Origin of the sequence: Neobacillus vireti, assembly GCF_036962465.1 — a bacterium.
Lineage (GTDB): Bacteria > Bacillota > Bacilli > Bacillales > Cytobacillaceae > Neobacillus > Neobacillus vireti_B.
The window spans coordinates 15,696-42,097 of sequence record NZ_JBALNF010000011.1; the positions used below are offsets into that span (position 1 = coordinate 15,696).

Consider the following 26,402-nt stretch of genomic DNA (forward strand, 5'->3'; position numbering starts at 1 on the left):
TGATTTCATCATACCGATGAACTTTGGCTGTTGTCTAGTTTCTGATTCTTGTGCATTTTAAAAAAGCAATCCTTGGGAGAAATGGTCTGATTATGCTAAAATAGGAAGGTGAAAGATGGAGGTTTAAATCATGAAGAAGAAAATAATAATTCAAACAGCAGATTTAACGGATTCAGAGCTAATTTTAGAAACGAATGAACCTATTAACGGGTTAATTCCCGGTGAACAAATACTTGTTGATTCGGATAATAGCGCATTTATTTATCTTATGGAAGATCAAGAAGACTATACATATATTGTTTTATCAGAAGATCTATGGTCTTATTTAAAAACGGCAAATGAGCGAAGGCTATCTGTTTTAGTTAGATCAAATAAGCAACAAATTGAACTTATAAATTTTCATGACGAATTAGAGTATATCCTAAGTAATATTAAAGGTAACAGTAACTATGGTGATGAATTGGTAACGAAGGTTGAGGAATTTTTCTTATCCGTTTAGCTTGAATAAAGGCGAAATAGTAAAAGTTTGCCCCTTTCTAACGATATTGTTTTTCGAGGTGGAACCATGAAGCACTGGGATCAATTTTTAGCCCCTTATAAGCAGGCTGTATCAGAATTAAAGGTGAAATTAAAAGGAATGAGGGGGCAATACGAGTTTGATTCTTCTCATTCACCGATTGAGTTTGTAACAGGACGAGTTAAACCAATAGCCAGTATTCTCGATAAAGCGAATCAAAAAGGGATTCCGCTTGAAAGCCTGGAAGAGGAAATGCAGGATATTGCCGGAATGCGGATTATGTGTCAGTTTGTTGATGATATACATACTGTGGTTAATCTATTAAGGAACCGCAATGATCTTGAAATTGTTGAAGAAAGAGATTATATCTCTCATGAAAAAACAAGTGGGTACCGCTCTTACCATGTGGTCATTCTATATCCCGTCCAAACTATTCATGGGGAAAAGAAAATCCTTGCTGAAATACAAATTCGGACTTTGGCGATGAATTTCTGGGCCACAATCGAACATTCCCTTAACTATAAATATAAAGGGGTATTTCCTTCCGATATTAAAATGAGATTACAAAGAGCAGCAGAAGCAGCATTTCGTTTAGACGAGGAAATGTCATTAATACGAGGTGAGATTCAGGAAGCACAAGCATTTTTTACACGGAAAAAGGAATTGACACAAGAGGAAAAAAACTAACGTAAAAGCCTGTTTTCCTTTTGAAAGCCTATTTTGAAGGAGAAAATAAGATGAAATTTGCGATTACATCAAAAGGAGATCAAAAGTCCAATATCTTAATGCATAAAATGAGGACATATTTACTTGATTTTGACCTTATCTACGATGAAGACCAGCCTGATATTGTTGTTTCCATTGGCGGTGACGGGACCCTTCTTTATGCATTCCATCGCTATAGCAGCCGTTTAAGTAAAACAGCTTTCGTCGGAATACATACTGGGCATCTAGGATTCTACGCAGATTGGATACCGGATGAAATTGAAAAGCTAGTCATCGCTATTGCGAAAACTCCCTTCCAAGTCGTAGAATACCCTCTCCTTGAAGTCATTATCCGATACACCCATGCCGGAAAAGAATCCCGGTACTTAGCGCTTAATGAATCAACGGTGAAAAGTGTGGAAGGTACCCTTGTCATGGACGTTGAAATTCGTGGACAACATTTTGAACGTTTCCGTGGTGATGGCCTTTGTGTTTCTACTCCATCTGGAAGTACAGCTTATAATAAAGCGCTTGGCGGCGCAATTATTCATCCGTCCATCTCAGCCATACAAGTTGCGGAAATGGCCTCCATTAATAACAAAGTGTTTCGGACAGTTGGCTCACCGCTAATTCTGCCAGCACATCATACCTGTATGCTTAAGCCAGTTAAAAAATCAGATTTTCAAATTACGATTGATCACCTGACGTTACTTCATAAGGATGTAAAATCAATTCAATTCAGGGTGCCTGAGGAAAAAATCCGTTTTGCCCGTTTCAGACCGTTTCCATTTTGGAAAAGGGTCCATGATTCATTTATCTCTGATTAAGCCGGAGGACCTTACTGATGGAAACACGTTTTAAATTGAACTGGATCATTGATGAGTCCAGTGCAGGTAAACCAATAAAGGAATTCTTAAAACAAAAGGAAATCTCCCGAATCGCTTTAACGGACATTAAATTTAAGGGCGGCTTTATTCTTGTAAATCATGAGGAAGTAAATGTAAGATATCGCCTAAACGAAGGTGATTCGTTAACGGTCATTTTTCCTGCTGAAATCCCAAGTGAGGGAGTAAAGGCAGAGGATATCCCGTTGTCCGTTTTGTATGAAGATGATTTTTTACTTGTAGTAAACAAACCGGCAATGATGAATACAATCCCTTCCCGTGAACATCCGAATGGCAGTCTTGCAAATGCACTTGTGGGCTATTACCAGAGAAAGGGCATACAAGCCACTTCCCATATCGTCACAAGACTGGACCGTGACACGTCGGGAATTGTATTAATTGCCAAGCACCGCCATGTTCATCATTTATTTAGTAAAATGCAGCAAAATGGATTAGTGAAACGAACATATGAAGCTTTTGCGGGAGGTTTACTTGTCTCTGATCATGGAAGCATTATTGAACCGATTGGAAGAAAGCAGGATAGCATTATTGAACGGGAAGTACGGACTGATGGTCAATATGCGTGTACCCATTATCGGGTCATAAAGAGGTATTCAACATTTACTCATATCGAGCTAGGACTAGAAACAGGCCGGACCCACCAGATAAGAGTTCATATGTCCTATTTTGGACATCCGCTGCTCGGAGATGATTTATATGGAGGAGATACCGCCTTAATCAAACGGCAAGCCCTTCATTGTAAAAAAATTCAATTCCCTCATCCCTTTTATAAAGAGCAAATGTCCTTCTCGGCTGTTCCGCCAGAAGATATGATTCATTTATTAGAGGCTGACCAGCTTAATTAGCAGTCAGCCTTTTGGTCTTGCTTTGAGAAGAATTGTCCAGCTCCAGCACCCGGCGGCTAGGGGCCCATCGCACGTCTCCCTACAATAGGTCAACATCGAATCGCTTTTGCTCTCCGTGTTACTTCCTTAATCTTAGTTGAACTCCAGGCCATACGCTCTAAAAGGTGCTTCCGCTTTTCTAATCAAATTGTTTAAATTTTTCTTCAATGTATGGCATAGTAGAAGGAACAGAAACCAATTCCATTTCTGGATAACGTAATGCCGTCAATTTACCGCCAAACACAGCTCCTGTATCAATGTTATACGTATTATTAATAATACGGGGCTCTTTTACCGGAGTATGACCATAAACTATACAGGCATCGCCATGATAACTTTTTGCCCAATCCAACCTAACGGGTGTTCCATCCGGATTTTTTTTACCAGTAATATCACCATAAAGGACAAATTCTTTTACTTTTCCATGTGTTTGACCAATATATTCTTTTTTAATTCCAGCATGGGCGATAACAAGCTTACCATTGTCTAATACTAAATAAAGTGGGGCTTTTTCATAAAGCTCGATAAATTTTTTTCGAATGGAATCCTGCTCTTTTTTATATAATGATTCATATTCTGCCACTGTGGTTTCAAGTCCGTGCGTCACCTGTACTTTATTGCCTAGAAAATAGCGGTAGAGCTTATTGCAATGATTACCTGGTGTGTAATGGGCGTTTTGCTGTTTTACGACGAGCTGCCAAATGGTGTCAATAACCTGGAGGGATTTTGGGCCTCTGTCAGTTAAGTCACCGACAAAGCCCAGCTTCCTCCCGTTGTGATGAACGGGCAGCCCAGTCTCCCAACTATAACCGAGTTGTGAGGTTAAGACTTTAAACTCATCAAAGCAACCATGAATGTCACCGATTATATCAATTTTCATAGGATTTCCCCCTTTTAGTTCGTATTTTATCTTTAGTTTAATCGTTTTCTTTTATAAGAAAGAAATCTAGGTTTGAAAGGTGGTAACATAATGGAACAACATGTTTCTGTTCTTTCTTTGCTTATTGTTGTGACAACCGCATTTTTAACGCCAATTATCCTCCATCGATTTAAATTGAATATTATACCCGTGGTGGTTGCTGAAATTATTATGGGTCTGATTATTGGAAAAACCGGCTTTGATATTGTCCATCAAGATGTCTGGCTATCCACTCTTTCGACCCTTGGCTTCATTTTCCTTATGTTTTTAAGCGGACTGGAAATTGATTTTACAGCTTTCAGCGGCAGCAAAAAAAGGGAAATACTGGCGAATGGAAAAAGGGAACCCAATACCTTTGTAGCAGCAACGGCCATTTTTGCCGGAATTTTTATATTTTCCTTAATTCTCTCTTATTTATTTGTTTTAGCAGGATTTATTCACAATGCCTTTTTAATGACCTTAATTATCTCAACCATTTCTCTAGGAGTAGTAGTACCAACCTTAAAAGAGGCCCATTTAATGAAAACAGTTATTGGGCAAATTATCTTGCTTGTTGCGGTCCTAGCAGATTTAGTAACCATGATTTTATTAGCCGTTTTTGTTTCCATAAATGAGGCAGGGCATGGAAATACATGGCTGCTCTTGATCTTATTTGGAGCTGGAATTGTTCTTTATGTTATTGGTAAGAAATTTAAAACACGTACCTTTATTGAAACATTATCGACGGGAACTGTGCAAATTGGTACTAGGGCAGTTTTTACACTGATTATTGTATTGGTAGGGTTATCGGAGACAGTCGGAGCGGAGAATATTCTGGGAGCTTTTTTAGCAGGTGTATTAGTTTCCTTACTATCCCCAAACCAAGAACTGGTCCATAAGCTGGACTCCTTTGGTTATGGCTTTTTAATCCCTATTTTTTTCGTGATGGTCGGGGTAAATCTAGATGTTTGGTCACTTTTTAGCGAAAAGAAGCTCCTTCTGCTCATACCGCTTTTATTAATCGGGCTGTTGTTATCAAAGATTGTGCCAGTGTACCTATTAAAAATTTGGTATGATACCAAAACAGTTCTATCTTCCGGCTTTTTGCTAACCTCTACTCTTTCGCTTGTGATCGCTGCGGCAACGATTGGGGAAAGAATGGAAGTCATAACCTCACAAATGAGTGGTACTTTAATTTTGGTGGCTGTGATAACATCAATTTTTACACCGATTGTTTTCAAAAAACTTTTCCCAATGGAGGCGGCAGCGAGTAAAAAGGTAAGTGTGGCATTATTAGGGGCAAACCAGGTAACGCTATCTTTATCGCAAGAATTAAAGTCAGGCCTGTATGATCCGATTCTATATCATACAAAAATGGAAAAATCAAATAAACAAATTGCTGATTCACTCTTTGAAATTGTCGAAATCATCGACTATTCGAGTGAGTCTATTTCTAAAACAAATGCTTTCAAATCAGACATTGTAGTCGTTTCTACTGGGGATGAGAAATTAAATGCAAGTTTGTCACTTGAAGCCAAGGAACATGGAGTTTCCAGGGTCATAGCCCGAATTGAGAGCATCGAGTTGGAACAAACCCTTCGTGCTCAAAATATTGAAGTGTTCTCTTCGTTTATGTCGACGAAAACACTGCTCCGTGCCTTGATCGAATCTCCAACCGTTATGAATATCTTAACGAATCAAGAGACAGGCTTATACGAAATCAGGATGGTAAACAGCCATTTTAGTGGAATGCCTTTGCGGCGATTTCCGTTTACAGGTGACGTGATTTTTGTTCGGATTTTTAGAGGAAAGGATTCTATTGTCCCACATGGTGATACAGAGTTGGAACTAGATGATCGATTAATTGTCACTGGGTCAAAGGAGTATGTAGTGGAATTGAAACGGGAATTGGAATTTTGTGAGACGCGCTAAAGAGTTTTGGGAAGAATAGTAACCGAACCTTTTCATTTATAGTGAATTAGTGTAAAATTAGTACCAAGTACTAATATCATGTAATTATAGTAGGAGGACTTTATAAATATGAATCTTTCTGGAAAAACTTTTGTTGTGATGGGTGTAGCTAATAAACGCAGTATCGCTTGGGGCATTGCCCGTTCGCTTCATACTGCAGGCGCACGATTAATTTTTACATATGCTGGAGAAAGAATTGAAAGTAGTGTTCGTGAGTTAGCTGACTCACTAGAAGCAGAGGGAACCCTTGTGCTTCCTTGCGATGTAACAAGTGACGAAGCAATTGAAACCTGCTTTGCTGAAATTAAGGAAGCAGTAGGTACCATTCACGGTCTAGCACACTGTATCGCTTTTGCAAAGACAGAGGATTTAAAAGGTGAATTCGCTAATACTTCAAGAGATGGATTCCTGCTGGCCCAAAATATCAGTTCCTATTCGTTGACTGCTGTAGCAAAGGTAGCACGTGGATTGATGACTGAAGGGGGAAGTATTGTCACGCTAACCTACTTAGGCGGTGAGCGCGCTATTCCAAATTATAATGTTATGGGTGTTGCAAAGGCCTCATTGGATGCTAGTGTCCGCTACTTGGCTGCTGATTTAGGAAAAGATGGTATTCGTGTGAATTCCATCTCAGCGGGCCCGATTCGGACCTTATCAGCAAAAGCAATTGGAGAATTCAATTCGATTTTAAGTGAGATTGAAGCAAAAGCACCATTACGGAGAACGACAACTCCAGAAGAAGTCGGTGACACGGCTGTATTCCTTTTCAGTGATTTTTCTCGCGGCATAACTGGTGAAAACATCCATGTTGACTCTGGATACCATATTCTTTAGAAAGTCAAAGCCTGCTATCTTTTTTAGCAGGCTTTTTTATCGTTTAGGAAATATAAAATTTCGGACTGTCGACATCAGCTCCAGCGCCTAAAGAAGTTTATAGGCGAACCAAATTAAAAGTAATGGTAAACTGCTGGTAATTTTGGTAGTTTTTTTATTTAATGTGGCATGGGATTCAGTCATAATTTTACCGGTTTTCGAAAAAACTAAAGTAGTATTCAACCACTTAACGAGACAAGGAAAGTGAACAAGATGAAATCTGCCTATCAATTGTTTGTATGGACGAGTTTGTTATTCTTGACAGCATGTACTCAGAATCAGCCTGTTAAAGAAAGCCAAATGGCGTTGATGAAAACGACAAACCCGACCCCGCTTAGTACCGAGAGGAAAAAGAATGACGATCGGGTAGAGGATATTAAAAGAGATGTAAGTTCTTTACCGGAGCTGTATGATGTCGCTGTCGTCAAAGGTGATAAAGATACATTAGTGGTCTATAAAGTAAAGCATATGCACCGATTTAAGATGAAGACAATCGAAAAAAATCTAAATAAGAAGTTAGAAGAAGAACATCCAAAGGAAAACTTTACGGTATCAAGCGATTATAAGATTTTCCTGGAAGCAGTGAGACTGAATGAAAAAATGAAATCGGGTAGGTTATCACATTCCAAGGCTGAAAAACGTTTAGAGGAAATTGTGAAAATGACGGAAGATATGAAGTAAGAAAGGATGTATCGGAATGGCCAGCAAGCAGAAAAAAATGACCCCTCAGCAGAAAAACTATCAAACCCTTCAACAAAAGCATGAACTGAAGCGTCCAGTTTTAAAAAATTGTATTAAGGCATTTTTAGTTGGCGGGCTAATTTGCCTGATTGGCCAAGCGGTTAGTTATTTTTACATATATTATTTTAACTTCACCGAGCAGAACGTAGGAAATCCAACCGTTGCAACCATGGTCTTTTTCTCGATGCTGTTAACAGGCTTTGGAGTTTATGATCATATTGGCCAATTTGCTGGTGCAGGAAGTGCTGTACCGGTAACGGGATTCGGTAATTCTGTGATCTCTGCAGCTATTGAACACCGGACGGAAGGATTTGTACTCGGTGTAGGTGGAAATATGTTTAAACTTGCAGGTTCAGTTATTTTATTCGGAGTATTTTCGGCATTTGTTGTTGCATTAATTAAGACGCTACTTGTGATGTGGGGGGTTTTGTAATTGTTAAAGGGGCAGCAATCATGGGTTTTTGACAATCGGCCAATGATTACAGCAACAGGGGTAACAGGGGGACCGTTTGAAGCAAACGGTAACCTCTCAAGTGACTTTGACTTGCTGTACGACGATTTATGGATGGGACAAGAATCTTACGAAAAAGCCCACCGAATATTACTTGAAGAAGCGATTAAGGTAGCTCTTAAAAAAGGGAAAATCCAAAAGGAGCAGGTTCAGTTTTTATTTGCCGGTGACCTGATTAATCAAATAACTCCCACAAGCTTTGCTGCAAGGACAATGCAGATTCCCTACTTTGGTTTGTTTGGTGCCTGCTCCACATCCATGGAGGGATTAGCACTCTCATCCTTTGTGGTAAATTATCAGGGAGCAAACTATGTTTTAACTGGGGCATCAAGCCATAATTCCGCTGTTGAAAAGCAGTTCCGTTATCCTACTGAATATGGCGGGCAGAAACCACCTACTGCACAATGGACAATAACCGGAGCAGGAGTAGCTCTTGTGGAAACGAATAAACCTGGTATGGATCATCCGGTAACAACATCGGCAACAATTGGAAAAGTCATTGATATGGGTTTATCTGACCCTTTTAATATGGGCGGGGCGATGGCGCCTGCAGCAGCGGATACCATTATCGCGCACTTTCGAGACCTCAAATTAGATCCGTCTTATTATGATTTGATTGTAACTGGAGACCTTGGGAGGATAGGTCATAATACTACGGCTGAATTGTTGAATAAAAGTGGATTGAAATTGGCACAAGGACAGTTTCAGGATTGTGGTTTATTAATGTATAAGGAAGACCAGCCGGTAATGGCTGGCGGCAGCGGAGCCGGATGTTCGGCAACTGTATTATACGGACATTTACTAAATGAAATGAAAAAGGGGACATATAAACGAATATTAGTCGTTGCTACAGGAGCATTATTGTCCCCGCTTAGCTTTCAGCAAAAAGATTCCATTCCATGTATCGCCCACGCGGTCTCAATCGAGATGAATGGAGAAAAGGGGTGAGTCCATGCTCGCAATGTTCTTTTGGGCTTTTGTAGTAGGCGGGTTAATTTGTGTGGTGGGGCAATTATTATTTGATGTCGCTAAACTCACACCGGGTCATACGATGAGCTTGCTGGTGGTGGCTGGTGCGGTTTTAGATGGATTGGGGTTGTATGAGCCACTGGTTGATTTTGCCGGTGCAGGAGCGACCATTCCGATTACCAGCTTTGGAAATTCTTTGGTTCATGGGGCACTCCAGGATGCTCAAGCACATGGAATTATCGGCGTTTTAACAGGGATGTTCCAAGTAACGAGCTCAGGGATTTCTGCAGCCATTATATTTGGGTTTATTGGCGCATTAATTTTTAAGCCAAAAGGGTGAAATACTCATTTTTATAGCCAATTTTCCCATTAGGAGTCATGCCTAGTACACATGATTAAGTAATTTCATATGTTATTAATGAGATTACCGAAAGTGAGGTGACAGTCTATGTGCTTCGGATATGGCGGCTACGGCTACGGCGGCGGTTATGGCTACGGTTCCACTTTCGTGCTTATCGTAGTATTATTCATTCTTTTAATCATTGTTGGCGCAAGCTTCTATTAATCAACAATGATGGAGGGGGCTGGACCTAAAAAGGGCCAGCCCTTTCTGTTTTAGTGGGTTAGGGTTTTCAACCCATTTCATCACCTTTTTTTTACTCCTTCATAGAATAAAGTAGTTTATGAAGGAGCGTGACATTCAAACATGGATAATGGATTTTTTAAGAACATTGAAAAGAAAACTGGCGTTAATATGAAAGATATTTTTGATTTAGCTAATTCTTTACAAAATGCGAATTTTAAAGATGAGAAAACAGTCCGTAATGTTATTCAGAGAGTATCGCAAATTGCTAATAAACCGGTAAGCAAAGAGATGGAAGACCAAATTGTGAAATCCATTGTTAACGATGGCAAACAGCTTGATTTTAATACAATTGCTCAAATGATGAATAAAAAATAAAAAGAAAGCCGTTTCCGGGCGGTATGGTTTGTTCGAATTAAGGAATCAGGATAGGCGTGCGTATAGTGCGACTGTCTTTTTTTTGTTTTAGGGGATTTGTTTATATATCCCGAAAATTGTTAATAACGTACCGAATTTTGTTAATATTGCTCTGAAATTTGTTAATATCCTCAAATTTTTGTTAATATTATGCTGAAATTTGTTAATAAAGTATTAAAGCATTAAAGTTTTTTGTGAAAATGGTACAAGAGAATCCTTGTACCATCTAAACTGGCTAATGCCGAGAGTAAAAGAGGACCAAACTGTACATAAAAATTAATTGGTCTTCCTCTTTTTATTAATGGGAGCTAAAAATCTGGAGCGATTTGCTTTCTTTCCTCGTCTGTTACTTGGAATAGAGATTAACAGCTCCTCTTTTGCCCTTGTCATCGCTACATAAAATAATCTTCTTTCTTCTTCCAGCGGGTCAGGATCGCCAGCACGGTAAGATTCAAGAGCAAAATCGTGCGGTAAACTGCCGTCTACTGCACTGATCAAATAGACGGTTTTATATTCCAGCCCTTTTGCCCGGTGAATGGTACTAAGCGTAATCGCATCAGTGAAATGCCTACTCATATTCTTAATTTCTTTATTCATGGCCGACATATGCTGCGCGTGTTCTAACAAAGCTTCAATTGTTGTGAAGCTTTTTGCTGCAACTTTAAGATCCTTTAGATCATCAGAGCCTTTTTCGAGCTTGCTCGATTCATTCCCGCGTTTCTTTAGAAAATCAAGAAATCCTATTTCTTTCTCGATCTGTTCAATTGCCACAGATGGGCTTAAATGTTTAAGTCCGCGGATGAGAGTAACCGCCTTTTTTAATTTTTTCTCTTGAAAAGCGTGGGCGGTTTTTAAGTGAGAAAGTGCCTCAAGAAGGCTGCAATCCTTCAGGATGCTCTCGGCCTTTAAATCTTTTAGGACCGTTTGTTTTAAAAATAATAAAGGCAAAAGATCACCGAGGGCACCCGGGTCATCCTCATTTAAACTGACCTTCATAAAGGCAAGAGCACTTCTAACAATAAATCGATCGTAAAATGCTTCGGCATCTTGGTCAATCCTAAAAGGCAGGTTTGAGGCTGCTAGTCTCTCAAAGATGGCGCGGGAGCTGACATTTGTCCGATAAAGGATGGCAAAATCACCGGGTTTTGCACCTTGGGAAATCCTCTCCTGAATATCGGTCACAATCATCGTGGCCTCTTCTTCTTCATCATAAGGAAAAAATAATTGAGGAAGGATACCAGAGGTGTATTGTGCCTCCATGCGTTTTAATCGGCGTTTTTTATTTAAAGCAATCATTTGATTTGCAGCAGCGACAATCTCATGTGAAGAGCGATAATTCTGCTCAAGTGTAACTAATTTTGCATTAGGAAAGTCTTTTTCGAAATCTAAAAGATAACTTGGGTCACTGCCTCTAAAGGAGTAGATGGCCTGGTCATCATCACCGACCGCACATACATTTTTATGTTTTTCAGATAACAGTTTAATCAACTCATATTGAACCCTGTTTATGTCTTGAAATTCATCAATTAAGAAGTATTGGAACTTCTCCTGGTAATACTCTAAGAGGGAAGGGGACGAAATAAATAATTGATAACAGCCAATTAACATATCGTCAAAATCAAATAATCCTTCTGTTTGTTTATATTCCTCATACTTTTTATATAAAAATAGCGCGCTCTCTTCCCAATCAGATGTAGGTTTGACATCGTTCGGCATGAGAAGGGAGTTTTTCCAAAAGCCTATTTGCTGCAGGGCTAAATCATAGGCAAATTCCTTATCAGATAATTGGAGGGCTTTCCCAGCCTCTTTAAGAATTTTATCGCGCTGCCAATCTTTCTTAAGCAAATGATTAGAGGACCAATTGGCGGAATCATGAAACATTAAGATACGATAGAAGATACTGTGGAAGGTACCGGTCACCAGCTGATTGATCTTTCGCTGCTGCATATTTGGATAGGATAGTAGGCGATGTTTCATTTCTGCAGCGGCCTTGGAGGTGAAAGTTACAAGCATAATAGAACCGGGATCTGCCTGTTTCACCTCAAGCATGTAAGCCGTCCTTGCTGTTAAAACACGCGTTTTTCCACTTCCAGCCCCAGCTAGGACTAGTAATGAGCCATCTGTTTGGATGACGGCTTCTACTTGGCTTTTATCAAGGACCACACCTTTTTCAGCAAGTAATCGTAAATAGGGCGGCAATTCTTGCTCTATATTTTTCATAGGCGGTGTATAAGGAACAGAGTGTTCAATCGGTTTAGCAGGTTGGAATAGTTCTAGGTTTGTGTGTGTCTCGGTAATGGTCCGTCCTTGAGGGATTTTAAAACCATTCCGTTCAATATAATGTGGCGTATCATCCGAAACTATAATGGGGGCAGGTTCAAGGCATTTTTTTTCAGGTGATTGGACATGAAAAAAATGCGGCTCCATCTGGATACCGAGAAATAATTTTACTTTTTCATGGCAGGTGGGACAGACAAGTTCTCCATTTTTCCCTGCTAAATATATTTTTTGGTACTGATCTCGAGACAATTGTGAGAGTCGGATAAGCTGTTGTTGATAGAAAGCTGTTTTCATATTTTAAAACCTCTATTTCAAGAAAATAACACATGTTCTATCTTAACAAAACAAGCTGGCTTCGGGAAGTATTTGATTATTTATCCAGTAAAAAGAAGCACTTGCCGTTTATTCGGCAAGTGCTTCTGTAGGAATTTGTTTGACCATCGTTTTATGAGGAATACCAGCATCCAAAAATTCCTCTGATACAACCTCGTAGCCAAGTCCAGCATAAAAGGGAATTGCATGGGTCTGGGCATGTAGTTTTAGTTTGTGTAATCCTTGTTCTTTGGCAAAGTTTTCGATTGCGTTCATCATCAATCTGCCAGCTCCGGTCTTGCGGGCGTCTTTTACCACACAGATCCGCTCGACTTTTCCATAACCTTCAACCACACGGAATCTTCCTGCAGCAATGGGACTTTTGCTATCACTATACATAATAAAATGAGTGGCGTCATCCTCGTATTGGTCTATTTCCTCCTCGATTGGAACATTTTGCTCCTGTACGAATACAATTTTTCTGATAGAGAAAGCATCTTCAAGCTCTTTTTGATTTTCAACAACTTTAATTATCACGTTTTACTATTCCTTTCCAAGACGAAATGTTTCATAAACGGTCCAAGAACCATTATCTAATTGATAAAGCAAATGGAAGCGGTCAATCGTTTCTTCATGATCAATTTTTGTCATCCGGAGTGACCCATAAACATCAGAGTGTTCATCATTTGACAACTTTTGGCCAATCGTAATATGAGGGACAAAGGCGTATTCTGTATTTTCATCATTTAATTCACGATTAATTTCCGAATGTAGGGTGAAGAGTTCGTCCGTTGGCTCTACCTTAAAATAAATTACATTATTTACTGGTTTGAAGGAACTGATTTTTGCCGTTTTTAAAGAAAATGGGCTAGTTTTTTCAGCAATTTTACGCAGTTTATCAGCAAAATTCTTGGCACTTTCATCTGTTGCTTCGAAAGCACTTTTTAATGTTAAGTGTGGAGGAATAAGAGCATAATGCGGATCGTAACGTTTACGATAAGAATTCACTACATCTTGAAGCTTTTTCGATGGGAAAATCACAACACCAAATTTCATGCGGTTACCTCCAAAGATTAAAATTATTTTAGAAAAATATTAATAAAATCGCTTTCAATCATTATAGCAAATTTTCTAAATACATTAAATAAATTAAAATTTCTATAGGAGTTTAAAAAAACAGTTTAAGCGCCCGTTTTAAATCAGGCTGCCAATAGGTCCATGTATGATTACCATTAAATTCTTCATAAAAGTATGTAATTGGTTTAGCTTGTATTTTTTTAGCCAGTAACCTATTTGGACTTATAAAGTCTTGTACTTTCCCGTCCGTAGTTTGGACTTCCGTTTCCTGATTACCGATTACATGGTAAATCTCAACAAGTTGACCTTCATTAAAGTCTTCTACCAGTTTAAAAATGTGCTGGTCAACCAATGGTGACTGGAGTAATATCTTTCCAAATGTATGCGGATATTGTAATGCCGTCATTAAAGAAACGGTCGCACCAAGAGAATCACCGATTAACGCCCTAGTGGAACCCATCTGATAGGTTGGAAATTCCTTATCGAGAAAGGGAACTAATTCATGGGCAAGAAAACGGATATATTGCTGGTTTTGGTCCCCTTTAGGATGATATTTCCGCCGACGGTCCGCTACATCCTTATAGGGTACCCCAACAATGATAATATTTTCAATTTCTTGTTTAAAAAGTAGCTCATCTGCTAATCGCCCGATTCGTCCAAGCTGAAAATAATCTCTGCCGTCTTGAGCAATTAGCAGTGAGTATTTGTACAATGGTGAGTAGTTTGCAGGTAGATAGATAAGTAACTGCATGGATTCTTGTAGTTCGGAGCTATAAAAACTATATTCTTTGATTGTGCCTTTTGGATACTGCATGGATTGTCCCCCGTAGTTCATTTTTACAACTGCATTTTATCATAAATACGTAGTAATTCTCTAGGAAAGGTAATGGTTGTGGAGGATAGGGTAGGGTAGATTTAATGGATGTATGATCCAGGAGAACGGGTTTCCGGCATAATCGATAAGATGTTTTCTCGCTTAAACGTGCGCATTTGTTTGCGAAGCAGGCAATAGGCACGGATGTAGTCATCGTTTATTTCTTTTACAATTAGCTTTCTTTGGGAAAGTTCTTGGTTTTCAGCAAGATAAATCATTTCAATTGGCATGTGTTCTTCAATTGAACGGATTAGCAGCCCATCCATGGTAATCACTCCTTTTGGTTTATAGTTATATTATAACCGAACAATTGTTCTTTATTCAAGTTAAATAGGAACTAATGTTCCGTTTTTGTTTTGTGAGTAAGGAGAAAAAATGGTATTGACATTCTTAGTTTTTTTACTATAATTAGATTTGTAAGTTAATAAGAGATCTGTTAGCTCAGCTGGGAGAGCGCAACCTTGACAGGGTTGAGGTCGGGGGTTCGAACCCCTCACAGGTCATCATCAAAAGTCCTTGATATCAAGGGCTTTTTTGTTTTATCCTCTTTCCCTATCCATCAATATATAGGCATCTGGTCACCAATTGGTCACGTACTCTAATTGTGATTCATTAATTTTATTCTGGTCACAATTAGGTAGATGATCCTTTCGTCTATACAGTAGTTCACCGAATTTTTGTGCTGTCTCCCGTTGCATATTTGGGAGAAGATGACTATAGCGATCCAGTGTCATTCGTGTATCAGCGTGTCCAAGTCGCTCAGAAACAATCTTAGGATGAACTCCTTGTTGCAATAATAGCGTGGCATGAGTATGCCGGAGGTCGTGAAAACGAATCTTTTCCGCATTCGCCTTTTTTATAAGGCTGTTAAAATTCCTTCTAAGGTTACTAGGATTAATGGGTGTACCAACCTCTGATGCATTTACAAAATTCATATCTGTGTAAATTGATCCTAATCTGAGACGTTGTTTCTTTTGTTCAAGCTTATGACGTTTTAGTTCTTCGACAAGCTCTTCTGGTATGGCAATGGAACGCATACCAGCAGCTGTTTTGGTTGTGGATTTCAAAGTCTTACCGTCATGGCCTAGTGTTTGCTTTACCGAAAGGAGATTATCCTCGAAATTCACACAATCCCATGAAAGGCCTAGTATTTCACCTTGTCTCATTCCAGTGTTAATCGCAATATTATATACCATAAAGAAGGGACTGTCCTTGGCTGCATCTAAGAAAGAATGAACTTCATCGACACTCCAAACCTTCATTTCAGCCTTTGATTCTTTTGGAGGATCCACGAGCTTAGCAGCATTTTTCACCACCATATCGAACTTTACAGCACGATCTAACGCATTAACGAGCATCGTATGAATCTTTCTAACGGTATTATGATGCAATTTTTTCTCATTCAACAGCATTGTGTAAAAATGCTGGATATGCAACGGCTTCAAGTTGGCTAAAGGCATATTTTCAAATTCAGGGAGTATATGAGTTTTTAAATTGATGTAGTAAGTTGAATAAGAGCTGTCAGCGATCTTTGTCTTCTTATAATTTAGCCATTCCTCTAAAAATTCCCCAAGCTTCTGATTAGAAGGCTCAATATAGATTCCTGAGTTCAATTCATGCAATGCTTTTGTAAGGGCTGCCTGAGCCTCTTTTTTTGTCTTAAATCCACGCTTCTTCTTTTGCTTACGCTTACCCTTTGAATCTTTACCAAGCTCGATGACATAATACCATTTACTTGCTTCCTTTCTTACAGAACCTGAATAATTCACTAAAAACATCTCCTTTTGTTTTGAATCTTATATAAAAAAGGGGGAGAGGGTTTTATTCCTCTCCACCATTTAACCAATTAAAAAAAACATCACGAGAAACCTTTATTCTTTTCCCAATCCGGACAATATGAAACTGCCCTGAATTTACAAGCTCATATGCTTGTCTTCGTCCAATTCCTAAAATGTTCTGGATGTCCGCCACATCTAAGGCAGACTGATATTGATTAACTTCTGTCAAAAGATTTCACCTCTTGTTTATTATTCTATTTTCTAGGAATCACTAGTTTCCTTTATAGTTCTATTGTATCATCTAATAGTGTAATATTTATCCACAATTTGAGTACGTGCGTTCGATGGCATTTGGCCATTCATCGGGAGGATATATGACTAATTATCTTGTATCTAATAACACATTTATGGTAGATAGAATTGTTTTTACAAGGAAATTTAAAGATTTAACTGGGTATAGATTAAAACTGTATTTGTATATGTGTAGAGTTGTGGGATTTAACCCCAATGGTCGATATTTTAAGTCATATAAGGAAGCCAGTAAAGAGCTAAATATGACTGAAAGTAAATATAAAAGTGCACTTAAATGGCTTGAATCAAATCACTTTATTAAAAAAGAGAATAATAAAATGGGTCGAGCTAACATTTATCGTGTAATGTTCTTACCTTTATTTGATGGTCAAACCTATTATTCAAGAGAACACATTGTAAGGGATAGACAAATACTCAAGCAAGGCGGATATGGATATGTTGAAATGCCTATAGAATTATTACAAGGCGCAATATTATCAAATCATAGTGATTGGACAGATTTAAGGATTCTTACCTTGGGTCTACTTTATTTATACTTTTGGATTGATGTATTTGGTGGGATTGATCCAAATATTTTACATATCAAAAATACTGGGAAATTACATATTGATCAGTCGATTTTAATTGATTTACAAACAACGGAAAACAGATTCACAAATAATATTGCATTTTTTGAGAAACAAGGGCTTTTGACGAAGGTAAAGTGTGTTTATCGTCAGAACCAAAATGCTGCTGAATACGAGCTTCAATACATCGGTGATGTTGGAAAAGTTGCTTCACAATCAGGTGACATTCATTACACCCTTTTTCGGTTTACCATTATACCGTCATTAAAGCTTCAAAATGCTCAAATAAGGACGAATGGAGGGTTGGATATATGATTCATAAAGTCACTTTACACAACGGGGCTGAGATCTCAGCGAGCCTACATAATGATCTAATTGTTTTGAAGATACAAGATGATCCAAAGAGTTGGGAACGCCCTGATTTTCAAAACACAAATGTGATGCAGGACGAGAAAATGATGTTTTTTCAACATAAACTACAATATGCGTTCCTTTCGCAAATGCGTAATCAAGGATTGCAAGTGTTTCAGACGGAAGTGGATATAATCATCAATTTATGCTCGAAACAATCGTTGCTAAATATCCGTCTTGAATATGTTTTAAAAGCGATAATGGATGCATGCAATAAACATGTCATTGCGGATGATCGTCAAGTTCGTAACATTATTGTTCAAGCGTCCACAACAAAGAATCAAAGAATAGTTGCAGATCATATCGAGATCATTATAAAAGACACCTTAGAATCTCAAATCTTGACGTGGTCAGGGGATGTTTTCTTAACCGAAAAACGAATCCCAATCTCTTACGATATTGGCGCCAAAGCTCATATAATCAGAAACAGCTAGATTACCAGGCTGATCTCCATCGTACAATGACGACGGTGCTCGCTCCTTTTCAATCATTATGTGTAGGCAAAAAAGTATGTTGTTATCTGCGTTTTGATACATTGAACCACTTAAACGATGCAGATAATATGGCTTTGATGTATATGCCGATCATCCGTAAAGTATTGCTGCCTGTTCAAGATCAACTAATCTCCATAGGACTATATAAACGTGATGGCAATACGACAGGTGATAACTGCACTACGATGAATATCTTGCTGGGATAATTGCATGTCCTAAGAATCTAGGAGTAGCAAGGGATACGGGGTCATTTTCTATTACATGGTATCAACTAATGATAGAGTGTTCATGGTATTTATCTTTTTAATAAGTTTAGGAATACAAAACTAGAAATACTAACAAATGAAACAGATAAATTTAATTTTGAATATCTCATTTCAATGTAACAATTCCACTAAATAACGGATATATACAAAGTAAGGAGATTTTCAGCATTTTCATAATTATTCTCCAATTTTATACTTCACTTCAATCCCTTATTTACCAACGGTTTGGTTTATTTTGATAGTGGTACTGATGGAAATTTTCATAAAAAACATAAATGTTCGCCCATATAATTAAAAAAGAAGGGGAGGAAGCTAAATTAAACTTTCTCCTCTTCTTTAATTTTAAGGTTTATAGGTATCCCTTTTCTTTTAATGAAACAAATTTTTCAGCACCTACAATAATATGATCGAGGATTTCACAGCCCATTATTTTTCCGGCTTCTGAAAGACGATTCGTCACCTCTATGTCTTCCCGGCTTGGATCTGGCTGCCCACTTGGATGATTATGGGCAACGATAGCACTTGCGCAACTACGACGAATCAAATGCTTAAAGCACTCACGTGGATGGACGATCGATGCATTTAATGAGCCGATGAAGACTGTTTCACGAAATTGTACTTCATTTTTTGTATTGAGGCCTAAAACAATGAAATGCTCTTGTGTAAGATACGCCATATCTTTTAAATAATTATATGCATCTTCAGGAGAGCGGATTGTAAAACGATTTTCAACAGGAGTTGGATTCATACGTGCAAGTTTTAATGCTGCGACGATTTGTTTTGCCTTTACTTTGCCGATACCGTTAATTTGAAGAAGTTCTTCCTCTGTAACTTCAAGTAGTTCTTGTATGGAAGGAAAGCGGCTGAAGATTTCGTTAACAACGTAACCGTCTTCTTTCTCACGGATTGTAGTAGCAAGCAAGAGTTTAAAAGTCATTTTATCGAATGTATTCATTATTAATTCCTCCATTAGTAGTTGATTTTGAAATAAAAAAGGAGAGACGATCAACGTCCCTGCGGTTGAGTTAAATCTTGTTTTCATTTACAATTGGTTTAGAAATGTTAATTCGAAGATGAGTTCATTGGCAGATGAGCTCATCTTTTTTTGCAATAAAAAACCCATAAACCGCAAATGCAATTTATGGGCAGATTAAAACTCATTATTTTGACATATCAATATCTTTCACCTCCTCAAAGGCTTGTTTTAATAAGAGAAGTTCCTGGATGAAGTCTGATGCCTGCTTTTTAGTAAGTTGTGTACTGTGATTTACGTGATACGTTGATCGCATCATTTCCTTTGCTGTTTCATGATGTATTTTAACCTCAGAAACAATTTGAAATATTGTTTGTAGCTGTCGTTTGGATACCTTATCATCGCTACTTTTATTTACTGCCCTTTTAGGAAAATCCTCAATATCTTGCGTAAACAATCCACTTGCTCGCGTTGCTGACAACACAGCATCGATCAACGCCCGCTTCTTTGCCATCTTCAGAACAGTGTTAACAATGGTAAACGGATCTTGACCATGGAATGCTGCCTCTTTACTATTGCATGAACCAAGTCCCTCAGCTTCAATAACACCATTTTCTTTTCTTGTAAGAGTCATCTTCACCTCATAGGCAAAGATGCCGGTTTCCCAATGTTCAATTCGATTAACAACTGCAACCGCCTTTGAAAATCCAAACACATCACACAATTTCTCAGCACCAGGCTTTAATAGAGTTGGTTTGGAGAATCCAGCCACCAAGCCATAATCAACGCCTCTTACCATTACCTCCTGTACGAATTCTTTTAACTGTTCAATTCGTTCCTTTGATTCCGACAATGAAACTACTAAATTAGGAAGTGAAGATGGATTTGGATGGTTAAAGATAAATGGTACAACCTTCCTTTTAGTGTTCTTTTCATCTTTCATGTGTTGGCGTCATCCCTTCATAATTATTTCTTGATAATGTCTGCAAGCTTTGTAAGGCTAGTAGAAGTCTGTTTCACTACAAAAAGAGCTGCTTTATGGTGTAACTGATTACTACGACTGAAAACTTTCGAAGTGTAGTCAAGTGCTTTTGACGCCTTAGTATGAGCAGATTGATTTAACATATCTAATGTATCGCCAAGATCGAGTAAAAGCTCTTCACCTTTTTCTTCGATCATTTGCGCGCAGTCTCTTAAACCAGTGGAAATTTGATCTCTAAAGGACTGTACAGAACTTAGTTCATCTGCATACAAAGATAAAAGCTCATTTAGTGCAGTTTTTACTCTCTTTCTCCTTGTGATTAAAAGAGACAACTTAACATAGTCATTTCGATCAATTGAACCTACTATTTCTTGTGCGATTTCTTCATGCTGCTTAAGAAGTTCCTGGTGAATCATCTGTGCTTCTGTAAGTGAAATATTTTTACCATTAAACCGTTCATATTGAGTCCAATAATCTTCCCACATGTTTTTCCTCATTTTTTAAATCCTCCTAATGATTGATGATCTTTTTTATTGATAGAACAAAAGATAAAAAGATTCACTACCCTTCATTATTTGAAATAGTGATAACCCTTTAAAGTAAGCATAATTAGAATTCCATCTGGTGATCGACGTTTAACAAGTATTAATCCATCATCTTCAAGTTTTAAAAGATCGATTGAATGAGGTCGGTGCATAACTAAATACTTGATAGGCACCCATTTGGTCATTTCCTTTGCCTTAATAAGGACACGTGCTAGTAATTCATCCATATAATTTTCCTCCTTTCTTAAATGCGCTCCTCTCACCGCGCGTATCTTCTCTGTAAAGCAAAAAACCGCTATCTATCCAAGTGGATAAATAACGGCTTTAAAAAAGGGATGGGGCATGAAACGGTAGGGTACCCCTTTCGTATATTTAATGGTGGTAGAGAGAAAAATTTTGTGTGATTTTTTTCCTTATAAAGTTCTTGTTAGTATTTGTAAAAACAAATCAATAAGAATAAAATAAGATTATAGTAAGAGTTGAGTAATTTTTGAGGTGGTATTTTTGGAAGTGAAACTTTTCTATAAAACACAGAGAGAGCTTGCAAATTCTTTGAATGAAATTCTAGATGCTTATTGGGAAAGCAAAATAAATGAGGAAGTACTAATAAAAAATGTTTCGGATATTTACTTGAATAATTCAAAAAAGTTGTTAAAGGGCAATGATTTCACTACTGTTTTAAAGCAACAATGTGGAAAAAGGAGACTGGAAGTAGTTGCACAGATCTTAACAATGAACAAACTTATAGGCAAATAGGGGTAAGGAAGGATTTGGATGCATGACTAAAGAATTAGATTATAGTGCGACACTCACTGGGGCTTCTTTTTTATTGTACGAATTAAAGCAAGTGTTGAAGCTTAAAAGGCAAGGGCTGTCAGATGATGAAATTAAGAAGAAGGTAATCGAGGATAATGTCTTCGAATATAAATTTACTTCCAGTCTTAAACGAATTGTACCATCTGTCATTAGAAGGGCAAATGCCTTAGATGATCAACTGCAGGAATGGATACTAGATAATCCATTAGAAGAGGGTAAGATTATAAACCTATATGCAATTATGAAGACAGATAGGCTTTTCTTTGAATTTATGAACGAAGTTATTCGTGAAAAGCTGGAAGCAAATAATAATCTGCTTGAAAAGAAAGATTTGAATGTATTTTTTATTTCAAAGGCGGAGCAAGACGAGAAAATGGCAAAGTGGACTGAACTGACGGTAAATAAATTGAAACAGGTATATATAAAATTACTCTTTGAGGCAGGCTTACTAAAAAATAAAAAAACAGGTGAGCTTTATAGGCTGTTATTTGATGAAAACTTAAAGCGTCATATATCGAAAAACGGTGATATGGTTTATTTGAAAGCAATGGGTGAGTGAAAGGAATAGAAAAATGGCGAATATTAACCGTAGATTGGACAAGATTATCCCGAAAATTAAAGAGGACAAGTTTATCCAAGGTCGAGGACTTGGTAATGAGATTAGTTTTTACATCTTTGATTATGAACCAACTGAGGAGTTAGTGGTTCGGGATTATGTGAAGCATATACATAAAGAATTTGGATTTGAAGGCTCTGGGAGAAAAATCATCGAATTCGATTTATACAAAATGTTGATTGACATTGCCAGAGAGAAGCGGATCTTTGATCGAGTTTTTCAGGTTGAGGAAAAGCAGGGAAAGGATGCCCTTTTTAAAGCCATGTCTATCTTTGCCAAGCCCGATATCTTTTTGAGCAAAATAAAAGAGCAATTGGGTGATCACAATGTCGTATTTATTACAGGTGTGGGCAAGGTGTATCCATTTGTTCGCTCGCATACGATTTTAAACAATCTTCAAGAAGTCATTGATAAGATACCTGTTATCATGTTTTTCCCTGGAAGATATGATGGTCAATCGCTTCACTTGTTTAATAAGTTCAAGGATGATAACTATTACCGAGCATTTCCGTTAGTCGATTAGAGAAGAGGGGGATACAAAATGATCATAAGAGATATGTTTCAGAAAGACATAGAAAGAGATATAAGAGGTGTTATCAAAGTCGCACAAACAGATGAGGACAATATCTATCAAGAGCTTGATGAATATGTTGTGACAAGAGAGTTACATAAGCACTTATCCAAATTCTATGAGAATTATCAAAAGGGCATAGATGGAACTACAGATAAAATGGGGGTATGGATTAGCGGATTCTTCGGATCTGGTAAATCTCACTTCTTGAAAATCCTTGCGTACTTGATTGAAAACAAGAAAGTAAAAAACAAAAAAGCCATTGAGTTCTTCAAAGATAAAATACAAGATCCTTTAGTTCTGGCAAACATGAATCGAACTGCCGATATTGAGACAGAAGTAATTCTGTTCAATATAGATTCAAAGGCATCCATGGATAGTAAGTCGAAAGATGATTCGATTTTACGTGTATTTATGAAGGTGTTCTATGAACATAGAGGGTATTTTGGAGACATACCTGGCGTTGCCGAAATGGAGAAATATTTAGATCAAAAAGGTGTCTACGAACAGTTTAAAACCGAGTTTAATGCTCTTTCAGGTGAAGAATGGGTTGATCGTCGCAACACTTTCTATTTCGATGCTGACTACGTGATAGGAGCCTTAACAAAGGTAACAGATATGTCAGAAGAATCAGCTCGAAATTGGTTTGAGAACGGTGTAAATAATTTTGAGATTAGCATTGAAAAGTTCGCTAAGGATGTAAAGGAGTACATCGATCAAAAGGGCAAGAACTTTCATCTTGTGTTTTTAGTGGATGAAATCGGTCAGTTTATTGGGGACAGCCGTAGTCTCATGCTTAATCTGCAAACAGTTGCGGAGGACTTGGGTACTTTTGCCAAAGGGAAAGTTTGGATCATGGTAACTTCCCAAGAGAGCATTGATAGCATCGTTAAGGTAAAAGGAGATGACTTCTCCCGTATTCAGGGCCGCTTTGATACGAGATTATCGCTTTCATCGATTTCAGTAGATGAAGTAATTAAGAAGCGTATTCTCTTGAAGAAAGACTTTGCTAACGATAAGTTGAAAGTCATTTATCCAGAGAAAAGTGCCATCTTGAAGAATTTAATTAGTTTCAAAGAAAGCACTGCGGATTTAAGGGGCTACGACAACGAACAAGAATTTGCAGATGTTTACCCTTTTATTCCATATCAATTCAAACTACTGCAAAATGTATTTGAGCAAGTAAGACGACATGGTTCTTCTGGTAAGCATTTATCAGAAGGGGAACGATCCATGCTATCCGCATTTAAAGAGGCAGGACTGCGTTATAAGGATGCAGATGAAGGGTTGTTAATTCCATTCTATGCATTCTACGACACGATTAAAGAATTCCTCAATCCGACTATTTCAAGAGTCATTGAGGGAGCATACGAAAATCCTGCACTTAAAGATGATGAATTTAACATAAACCTCTTGAAAGTGTTGTTTATGATCAAATACATCAAAGAGCTTCCTGCGAATATTGAAAATATTGCTACCCTTATGGTGACAAGCATTGATGAAGATAAATTAGAGTTAAAAGAAAAAATAAAAGTATCTTTAAGAAAGCTCATTTCTCAAACGCTTGTTCAGAAAAACGGAGAGTTCTATATCTTCCTAACCGATGATGAACAAGATATCAACCGAGAAATTAAGACAATCAATGTAGATGAAGATGTGATTAAAAGAGAACTTGCCAATTATATCTTCCTAGACCTTTATGAAGAGAAAAAGTACCGTTATTCATCCGAATATTCATTTTCTTACAATCAGAAAATGGATGAAAAGAATTACGGAAATCAAACATCCAATATTGGGGTGAATATTCTATCTCCATTATCAGACCACTATGGAAAATCAGAACATGAATTAATGATGATGTCGTCTGGAAACGGTGAATTACTACTGAAATTGGGTGGAAATGAATCGTATATCGATGAGATGGAAGAAGTGCTAAGAATTGAGGAGTATCGTAAGAAAAAAAATATCACTCAACTTCCTGAGAGCATTCAGAACATCTTGAACAACAAACAGGCTGAGGTACGAGAAAGAAGACGTAGAGTACGTGAATTATTAGAAGAGGCGGTTAAAAGCGGTCAATTTTTTATCAATGGGGATAAAGTGGCTGTCAAAGGCTCAACAGTAAAAGAGAAAATGAATACAGCCTTACACTCATTGGTAGACAATGTTTATACAAAATTAACCTATGTAAAAGAATTTATAGGAACTGAAAATGAACTTCGCTCAATTTTAAACTCTAAAGAAGAGCAATTGTCATTAAGTACAGTCATGAAACAAGTACCAAATGAGCTAGCCATCAAAGAAATTTCTGATTTTATTAGCCTTCAAGATTCGATTCAAAAGCAAATTCGAGTCAAAATGATTGTAGAGCGTTTCAACGACAAACCTTATGGATGGAGAGAGCTTGATATCCAAGGGATTATTGCTGAGCTACTGAGGGATCAAAAAATTCGAATTCGCTATAACTCGGAGTACCTGGAGCCAGCAGTAGATGCAAGCAAGATTGTCTTTGTTTTAACAAAAACATCTGAAGCCGACAAAGGCATCATCTTAAAAAGAAAAAAAGTAGATGAAGCACTCATTAAGGTAGCAAAGAAGGTGTGCAAAGAGGTATTTAACAAAACCGATTTGCCAGATGACGAAGACGGTTTAGTAAAAGAAATGCGATCATTGATTGAAAAACAAATGAATGAAATTCATGCATACAAGGCTCGCTACGAAGGCAGAAAATACCCAGGTATGAGCTTACTTGACAAAGGATTAAGTTATTTCGGTGAGTTCCACAAGGGTTTAGATAATGCATCATTCTTTGGAAAGATGAAAGAACTACAAAAAGACCTTAGTTATTGGGAAGAGGACATGACTTACGTCAAGAGTTTCTTTGGTACAGATCAAAAGGATATATTTGATAAAGGTCTATCAGCTATCAATAAGTATCAAGAAAACAAAGCCTATCTCATTGGAAACGAAGCAGAAAATCACATTAAGAAATTGACAGACATCTTAAATGATTCAATTCCTTACGGGAAAATAAAGCTGATCCCTGAAATCGTAAAAGGTATTGAGGATCAAATTAATCTTGTCCTATCGGAGAAAAAAGAAAATGCAAAAGAGAAAATCAAGTTGGATTATGATTACCTTTCTCTGAAAGCGAAGCAGTATGGCGTATCGAACGAAACAAAAGAACGAGTCGAACAATATTATCCTGACTTAATAGCACAAGTGGAAGAGTTTGTTGATATTTATAAAGTAGATGCGACAATTTCTCAAAGCACAAGTTTTAAAGAACAATACGAACGGAAGATTAATCTTGAAATAGAGGAATGGCATAGAAGAACTGTCGTTACACCTCCTGTAGTAATTGATGGGGGCGGTAACGAAACTGGCGGTGGACAAGTTGCAACCGTTCAAAAGCAAAAGGTTAAAGCCTCAGAACTAATTGTAGTGAAGGAATTACGTTCAGAAGAGGATGTAGACAAGTACATCAGCACGTTATCAAATAAGTTAAAACAAATCATTAAGTTGAATAAAGAAATCGAGTTCATTGATTAGTCG

At 37.7% G+C, this 26,402-nt stretch carries 31 protein-coding genes and 1 tRNA gene; 20 read left to right on the forward strand and 12 right to left on the reverse strand.

The window, feature by feature from the left end; all coding sequences use genetic code 11:
* Positions 1-130: 130 nt before the first annotated feature.
* The 4 genes from V7077_RS04610 to V7077_RS04625 all read left to right on the forward strand — a co-directional run bounded on the left by V7077_RS04610 (position 131) and on the right by V7077_RS04625 (position 2,972).
* A complete protein-coding gene (locus V7077_RS04610) occupies positions 131-499 on the forward strand; it encodes a hypothetical protein (RefSeq protein WP_335498751.1) in 369 nt (122 codons plus the stop codon).
* A 66-nt stretch (positions 500-565) separates the two neighbouring features.
* On the forward strand, positions 566-1,204 hold the full coding sequence (locus V7077_RS04615) for a GTP pyrophosphokinase (RefSeq protein ID WP_335498755.1): 639 nt from the start codon (positions 566-568) through the stop codon (positions 1,202-1,204).
* Positions 1,205-1,254: 50 nt separating this feature from the next.
* Entirely contained in the window at positions 1,255-2,049 is a 795-nt protein-coding gene (locus V7077_RS04620; protein ID WP_215040253.1) for an NAD kinase, read from the forward strand.
* Between the two features lie 17 nt (positions 2,050-2,066).
* Positions 2,067-2,972, forward strand: coding sequence for an RluA family pseudouridine synthase (locus tag V7077_RS04625; protein ID WP_335498760.1), 906 nt, complete (start codon positions 2,067-2,069; stop codon positions 2,970-2,972).
* A gap of 178 nt (positions 2,973-3,150) precedes the next feature.
* On the opposite strand, the gene prpE is transcribed toward V7077_RS04625, so the two are convergent.
* Positions 3,151-3,891, reverse strand: a complete 741-nt coding sequence (prpE, locus tag V7077_RS04630; RefSeq protein WP_335498763.1) for a bis(5'-nucleosyl)-tetraphosphatase PrpE — start codon at positions 3,889-3,891, stop codon at positions 3,151-3,153.
* A gap of 90 nt (positions 3,892-3,981) precedes the next feature.
* Here prpE and V7077_RS04635 point away from each other — a divergent pair, with 90 nt between their 5' ends.
* The 8 genes from V7077_RS04635 (at position 3,982) to V7077_RS04670 (ending at position 9,935) form a co-directional block, all read left to right on the forward strand.
* On the forward strand, positions 3,982-5,841 hold the full coding sequence (locus tag V7077_RS04635) for a monovalent cation:proton antiporter family protein (RefSeq protein ID WP_335498766.1): 1,860 nt from the start codon (positions 3,982-3,984) through the stop codon (positions 5,839-5,841).
* A gap of 108 nt (positions 5,842-5,949) precedes the next feature.
* On the forward strand, positions 5,950-6,714 hold the full coding sequence (gene fabI / locus V7077_RS04640) for an enoyl-ACP reductase FabI (RefSeq protein WP_420489609.1): 765 nt from the start codon (positions 5,950-5,952) through the stop codon (positions 6,712-6,714).
* Between the two features lie 252 nt (positions 6,715-6,966).
* Positions 6,967-7,434 carry a YhcN/YlaJ family sporulation lipoprotein gene (locus V7077_RS04645; RefSeq protein WP_335498913.1) on the forward strand — a complete coding sequence of 156 codons (468 nt, stop codon included), beginning with the start codon at positions 6,967-6,969 and terminating at the stop codon, positions 7,432-7,434.
* Positions 7,435-7,450: 16 nt separating this feature from the next.
* Positions 7,451-7,927, forward strand: coding sequence for a stage V sporulation protein AC (spoVAC, locus tag V7077_RS04650; RefSeq protein ID WP_335498768.1), 477 nt, complete (start codon positions 7,451-7,453; stop codon positions 7,925-7,927).
* On the forward strand, positions 7,928-8,953 hold the full coding sequence (gene spoVAD, locus V7077_RS04655) for a stage V sporulation protein AD (protein WP_335498772.1): 1,026 nt from the start codon (positions 7,928-7,930) through the stop codon (positions 8,951-8,953).
* Between the two features lie 4 nt (positions 8,954-8,957).
* Positions 8,958-9,314 (forward strand): stage V sporulation protein AE, encoded by a 357-nt coding sequence (gene spoVAE / locus V7077_RS04660; RefSeq protein WP_335498774.1) that lies wholly within the window; start codon positions 8,958-8,960, stop codon positions 9,312-9,314.
* 108 nt (positions 9,315-9,422) lie between these two features.
* Positions 9,423-9,539 carry a YjcZ family sporulation protein gene (locus tag V7077_RS04665; protein WP_098528384.1) on the forward strand — a complete coding sequence of 39 codons (117 nt, stop codon included), beginning with the start codon at positions 9,423-9,425 and terminating at the stop codon, positions 9,537-9,539.
* 141 nt (positions 9,540-9,680) lie between these two features.
* Positions 9,681-9,935 carry a stage VI sporulation protein F gene (locus tag V7077_RS04670; protein WP_215040267.1) on the forward strand — a complete coding sequence of 85 codons (255 nt, stop codon included), beginning with the start codon at positions 9,681-9,683 and terminating at the stop codon, positions 9,933-9,935.
* A 315-nt stretch (positions 9,936-10,250) separates the two neighbouring features.
* Here V7077_RS04670 and V7077_RS04675 read toward each other — a convergent pair whose 3' ends face one another.
* The 5 genes from V7077_RS04675 to V7077_RS04695 all read right to left on the reverse strand — a co-directional run bounded on the left by V7077_RS04675 (position 10,251) and on the right by V7077_RS04695 (position 14,783).
* Complete coding sequence (locus tag V7077_RS04675; RefSeq protein WP_335498780.1) at positions 10,251-12,548, reverse strand: ATP-dependent helicase; 2,298 nt, start codon at positions 12,546-12,548, stop codon at positions 10,251-10,253.
* 108 nt (positions 12,549-12,656) lie between these two features.
* The gene (locus V7077_RS04680) at positions 12,657-13,103 is read right to left on the reverse strand and encodes a GNAT family N-acetyltransferase (protein WP_335498782.1); all 447 of its coding nucleotides are present in this window, start codon (positions 13,101-13,103) and stop codon (positions 12,657-12,659) included.
* Between the two features lie 6 nt (positions 13,104-13,109).
* Complete coding sequence (locus tag V7077_RS04685; protein WP_335498785.1) at positions 13,110-13,622, reverse strand: YjcG family protein; 513 nt, start codon at positions 13,620-13,622, stop codon at positions 13,110-13,112.
* A 112-nt stretch (positions 13,623-13,734) separates the two neighbouring features.
* A complete protein-coding gene (locus V7077_RS04690) occupies positions 13,735-14,457 on the reverse strand; it encodes an alpha/beta hydrolase (protein WP_335498788.1) in 723 nt (240 codons plus the stop codon).
* A 101-nt stretch (positions 14,458-14,558) separates the two neighbouring features.
* Positions 14,559-14,783 (reverse strand): hypothetical protein, encoded by a 225-nt coding sequence (locus V7077_RS04695; protein WP_335498790.1) that lies wholly within the window; start codon positions 14,781-14,783, stop codon positions 14,559-14,561.
* A 164-nt stretch (positions 14,784-14,947) separates the two neighbouring features.
* Here V7077_RS04695 and V7077_RS04700 point away from each other — a divergent pair.
* A tRNA-Val gene (locus tag V7077_RS04700) sits at positions 14,948-15,020 on the forward strand.
* Between the two features lie 75 nt (positions 15,021-15,095).
* On the opposite strand, the gene V7077_RS04705 is transcribed toward V7077_RS04700, so the two are convergent.
* A complete protein-coding gene (locus V7077_RS04705) occupies positions 15,096-16,286 on the reverse strand; it encodes a tyrosine-type recombinase/integrase (RefSeq protein WP_335498792.1) in 1,191 nt (396 codons plus the stop codon).
* Between the two features lie 52 nt (positions 16,287-16,338).
* Positions 16,339-16,524 carry a helix-turn-helix domain-containing protein gene (locus V7077_RS04710; protein WP_335498794.1) on the reverse strand — a complete coding sequence of 62 codons (186 nt, stop codon included), beginning with the start codon at positions 16,522-16,524 and terminating at the stop codon, positions 16,339-16,341.
* A gap of 145 nt (positions 16,525-16,669) precedes the next feature.
* Between V7077_RS04710 and V7077_RS04715 the strand changes: the two genes are divergently transcribed.
* The 3 genes from V7077_RS04715 to V7077_RS04725 all read left to right on the forward strand — a co-directional run bounded on the left by V7077_RS04715 (position 16,670) and on the right by V7077_RS04725 (position 18,284).
* Positions 16,670-17,488 carry a hypothetical protein gene (locus tag V7077_RS04715; RefSeq protein WP_335498796.1) on the forward strand — a complete coding sequence of 273 codons (819 nt, stop codon included), beginning with the start codon at positions 16,670-16,672 and terminating at the stop codon, positions 17,486-17,488.
* Complete coding sequence (locus V7077_RS04720) at positions 17,485-18,018, forward strand: RusA family crossover junction endodeoxyribonuclease (protein WP_335498798.1); 534 nt, start codon at positions 17,485-17,487, stop codon at positions 18,016-18,018. Before V7077_RS04715 ends, V7077_RS04720 begins: the two co-directional genes overlap by 4 nt.
* Positions 18,019-18,146: 128 nt before the next feature.
* Positions 18,147-18,284, forward strand: a complete 138-nt coding sequence (locus tag V7077_RS04725) for a hypothetical protein (protein WP_335498801.1) — start codon at positions 18,147-18,149, stop codon at positions 18,282-18,284.
* A gap of 409 nt (positions 18,285-18,693) precedes the next feature.
* Here V7077_RS04725 and radC read toward each other — a convergent pair whose 3' ends face one another.
* From radC to V7077_RS04745, 4 genes are all read right to left on the reverse strand, one after another.
* The gene (radC, locus tag V7077_RS04730) at positions 18,694-19,299 is read right to left on the reverse strand and encodes a RadC family protein (RefSeq protein WP_335498802.1); all 606 of its coding nucleotides are present in this window, start codon (positions 19,297-19,299) and stop codon (positions 18,694-18,696) included.
* Positions 19,300-19,504: 205 nt separating this feature from the next.
* Complete coding sequence (locus tag V7077_RS04735) at positions 19,505-20,260, reverse strand: hypothetical protein (protein ID WP_335498804.1); 756 nt, start codon at positions 20,258-20,260, stop codon at positions 19,505-19,507.
* A gap of 23 nt (positions 20,261-20,283) precedes the next feature.
* Positions 20,284-20,796, reverse strand: a complete 513-nt coding sequence (locus V7077_RS04740; RefSeq protein WP_335498806.1) for a hypothetical protein — start codon at positions 20,794-20,796, stop codon at positions 20,284-20,286.
* Positions 20,797-20,870: 74 nt separating this feature from the next.
* Positions 20,871-21,071 (reverse strand): hypothetical protein, encoded by a 201-nt coding sequence (locus V7077_RS04745; RefSeq protein WP_335498807.1) that lies wholly within the window; start codon positions 21,069-21,071, stop codon positions 20,871-20,873.
* 283 nt (positions 21,072-21,354) lie between these two features.
* Between V7077_RS04745 and V7077_RS04750 the strand changes: the two genes are divergently transcribed.
* From V7077_RS04750 to brxC, 4 genes are read left to right on the forward strand one after another with little or no spacing between them, the layout of a single operon-like run.
* Complete coding sequence (locus V7077_RS04750; RefSeq protein ID WP_335498916.1) at positions 21,355-21,600, forward strand: TIGR04540 family protein; 246 nt, start codon at positions 21,355-21,357, stop codon at positions 21,598-21,600.
* A 22-nt stretch (positions 21,601-21,622) separates the two neighbouring features.
* Positions 21,623-22,219, forward strand: coding sequence for a DUF1819 family protein (locus V7077_RS04755; RefSeq protein WP_335498810.1), 597 nt, complete (start codon positions 21,623-21,625; stop codon positions 22,217-22,219).
* A gap of 13 nt (positions 22,220-22,232) precedes the next feature.
* Complete coding sequence (locus V7077_RS04760) at positions 22,233-22,799, forward strand: DUF1788 domain-containing protein (RefSeq protein WP_335498812.1); 567 nt, start codon at positions 22,233-22,235, stop codon at positions 22,797-22,799.
* A gap of 18 nt (positions 22,800-22,817) precedes the next feature.
* Positions 22,818-26,399 (forward strand): BREX system P-loop protein BrxC, encoded by a 3,582-nt coding sequence (gene brxC, locus V7077_RS04765; RefSeq protein WP_335498814.1) that lies wholly within the window; start codon positions 22,818-22,820, stop codon positions 26,397-26,399.
* Positions 26,400-26,402: the final 3 nt, after the last annotated feature.

What these genes read in the sequence shown, in the direction of transcription:
- V7077_RS04685 (WP_335498785.1), bottom strand. Translation starts at nt 13,622, where the DNA reads ATGAAATTTGGTGTTGTGATTTTCCCATCGAAAAAGCTTCAAGATGTA.
- V7077_RS04615 (WP_335498755.1), top strand. Translation starts at nt 566, where the DNA reads ATGAAGCACTGGGATCAATTTTTAGCCCCTTATAAGCAGGCTGTATCA.
- V7077_RS04760 (WP_335498812.1), top strand. Translation starts at nt 22,233, where the DNA reads ATGGCGAATATTAACCGTAGATTGGACAAGATTATCCCGAAAATTAAA.
- spoVAE (WP_335498774.1), top strand. Translation starts at nt 8,958, where the DNA reads ATGCTCGCAATGTTCTTTTGGGCTTTTGTAGTAGGCGGGTTAATTTGT.
- brxC (WP_335498814.1), top strand. Translation starts at nt 22,818, where the DNA reads ATGATCATAAGAGATATGTTTCAGAAAGACATAGAAAGAGATATAAGA.
- V7077_RS04735 (WP_335498804.1), bottom strand. Translation starts at nt 20,260, where the DNA reads ATGAAAGATGAAAAGAACACTAAAAGGAAGGTTGTACCATTTATCTTT.
- V7077_RS04620 (WP_215040253.1), top strand. Translation starts at nt 1,255, where the DNA reads ATGAAATTTGCGATTACATCAAAAGGAGATCAAAAGTCCAATATCTTA.
- V7077_RS04690 (WP_335498788.1), bottom strand. Translation starts at nt 14,457, where the DNA reads ATGCAGTATCCAAAAGGCACAATCAAAGAATATAGTTTTTATAGCTCC.
- V7077_RS04610 (WP_335498751.1), top strand. Translation starts at nt 131, where the DNA reads ATGAAGAAGAAAATAATAATTCAAACAGCAGATTTAACGGATTCAGAG.
- V7077_RS04720 (WP_335498798.1), top strand. Translation starts at nt 17,485, where the DNA reads ATGATTCATAAAGTCACTTTACACAACGGGGCTGAGATCTCAGCGAGC.
- V7077_RS04755 (WP_335498810.1), top strand. Translation starts at nt 21,623, where the DNA reads ATGACTAAAGAATTAGATTATAGTGCGACACTCACTGGGGCTTCTTTT.
- radC (WP_335498802.1), bottom strand. Translation starts at nt 19,299, where the DNA reads ATGAATACATTCGATAAAATGACTTTTAAACTCTTGCTTGCTACTACA.
- V7077_RS04635 (WP_335498766.1), top strand. Translation starts at nt 3,982, where the DNA reads ATGGAACAACATGTTTCTGTTCTTTCTTTGCTTATTGTTGTGACAACC.
- V7077_RS04670 (WP_215040267.1), top strand. Translation starts at nt 9,681, where the DNA reads ATGGATAATGGATTTTTTAAGAACATTGAAAAGAAAACTGGCGTTAAT.
- V7077_RS04665 (WP_098528384.1), top strand. Translation starts at nt 9,423, where the DNA reads ATGTGCTTCGGATATGGCGGCTACGGCTACGGCGGCGGTTATGGCTAC.
- V7077_RS04625 (WP_335498760.1), top strand. Translation starts at nt 2,067, where the DNA reads ATGGAAACACGTTTTAAATTGAACTGGATCATTGATGAGTCCAGTGCA.
- V7077_RS04725 (WP_335498801.1), top strand. Translation starts at nt 18,147, where the DNA reads ATGGCTTTGATGTATATGCCGATCATCCGTAAAGTATTGCTGCCTGTT.
- V7077_RS04645 (WP_335498913.1), top strand. Translation starts at nt 6,967, where the DNA reads ATGAAATCTGCCTATCAATTGTTTGTATGGACGAGTTTGTTATTCTTG.
- V7077_RS04695 (WP_335498790.1), bottom strand. Translation starts at nt 14,783, where the DNA reads ATGGATGGGCTGCTAATCCGTTCAATTGAAGAACACATGCCAATTGAA.
- V7077_RS04715 (WP_335498796.1), top strand. Translation starts at nt 16,670, where the DNA reads ATGACTAATTATCTTGTATCTAATAACACATTTATGGTAGATAGAATT.
- V7077_RS04740 (WP_335498806.1), bottom strand. Translation starts at nt 20,796, where the DNA reads ATGAGGAAAAACATGTGGGAAGATTATTGGACTCAATATGAACGGTTT.
- V7077_RS04745 (WP_335498807.1), bottom strand. Translation starts at nt 21,071, where the DNA reads ATGGATGAATTACTAGCACGTGTCCTTATTAAGGCAAAGGAAATGACC.
- fabI (WP_420489609.1), top strand. Translation starts at nt 5,950, where the DNA reads ATGAATCTTTCTGGAAAAACTTTTGTTGTGATGGGTGTAGCTAATAAA.
- spoVAC (WP_335498768.1), top strand. Translation starts at nt 7,451, where the DNA reads ATGGCCAGCAAGCAGAAAAAAATGACCCCTCAGCAGAAAAACTATCAA.
- V7077_RS04675 (WP_335498780.1), bottom strand. Translation starts at nt 12,548, where the DNA reads ATGAAAACAGCTTTCTATCAACAACAGCTTATCCGACTCTCACAATTG.
- prpE (WP_335498763.1), bottom strand. Translation starts at nt 3,891, where the DNA reads ATGAAAATTGATATAATCGGTGACATTCATGGTTGCTTTGATGAGTTT.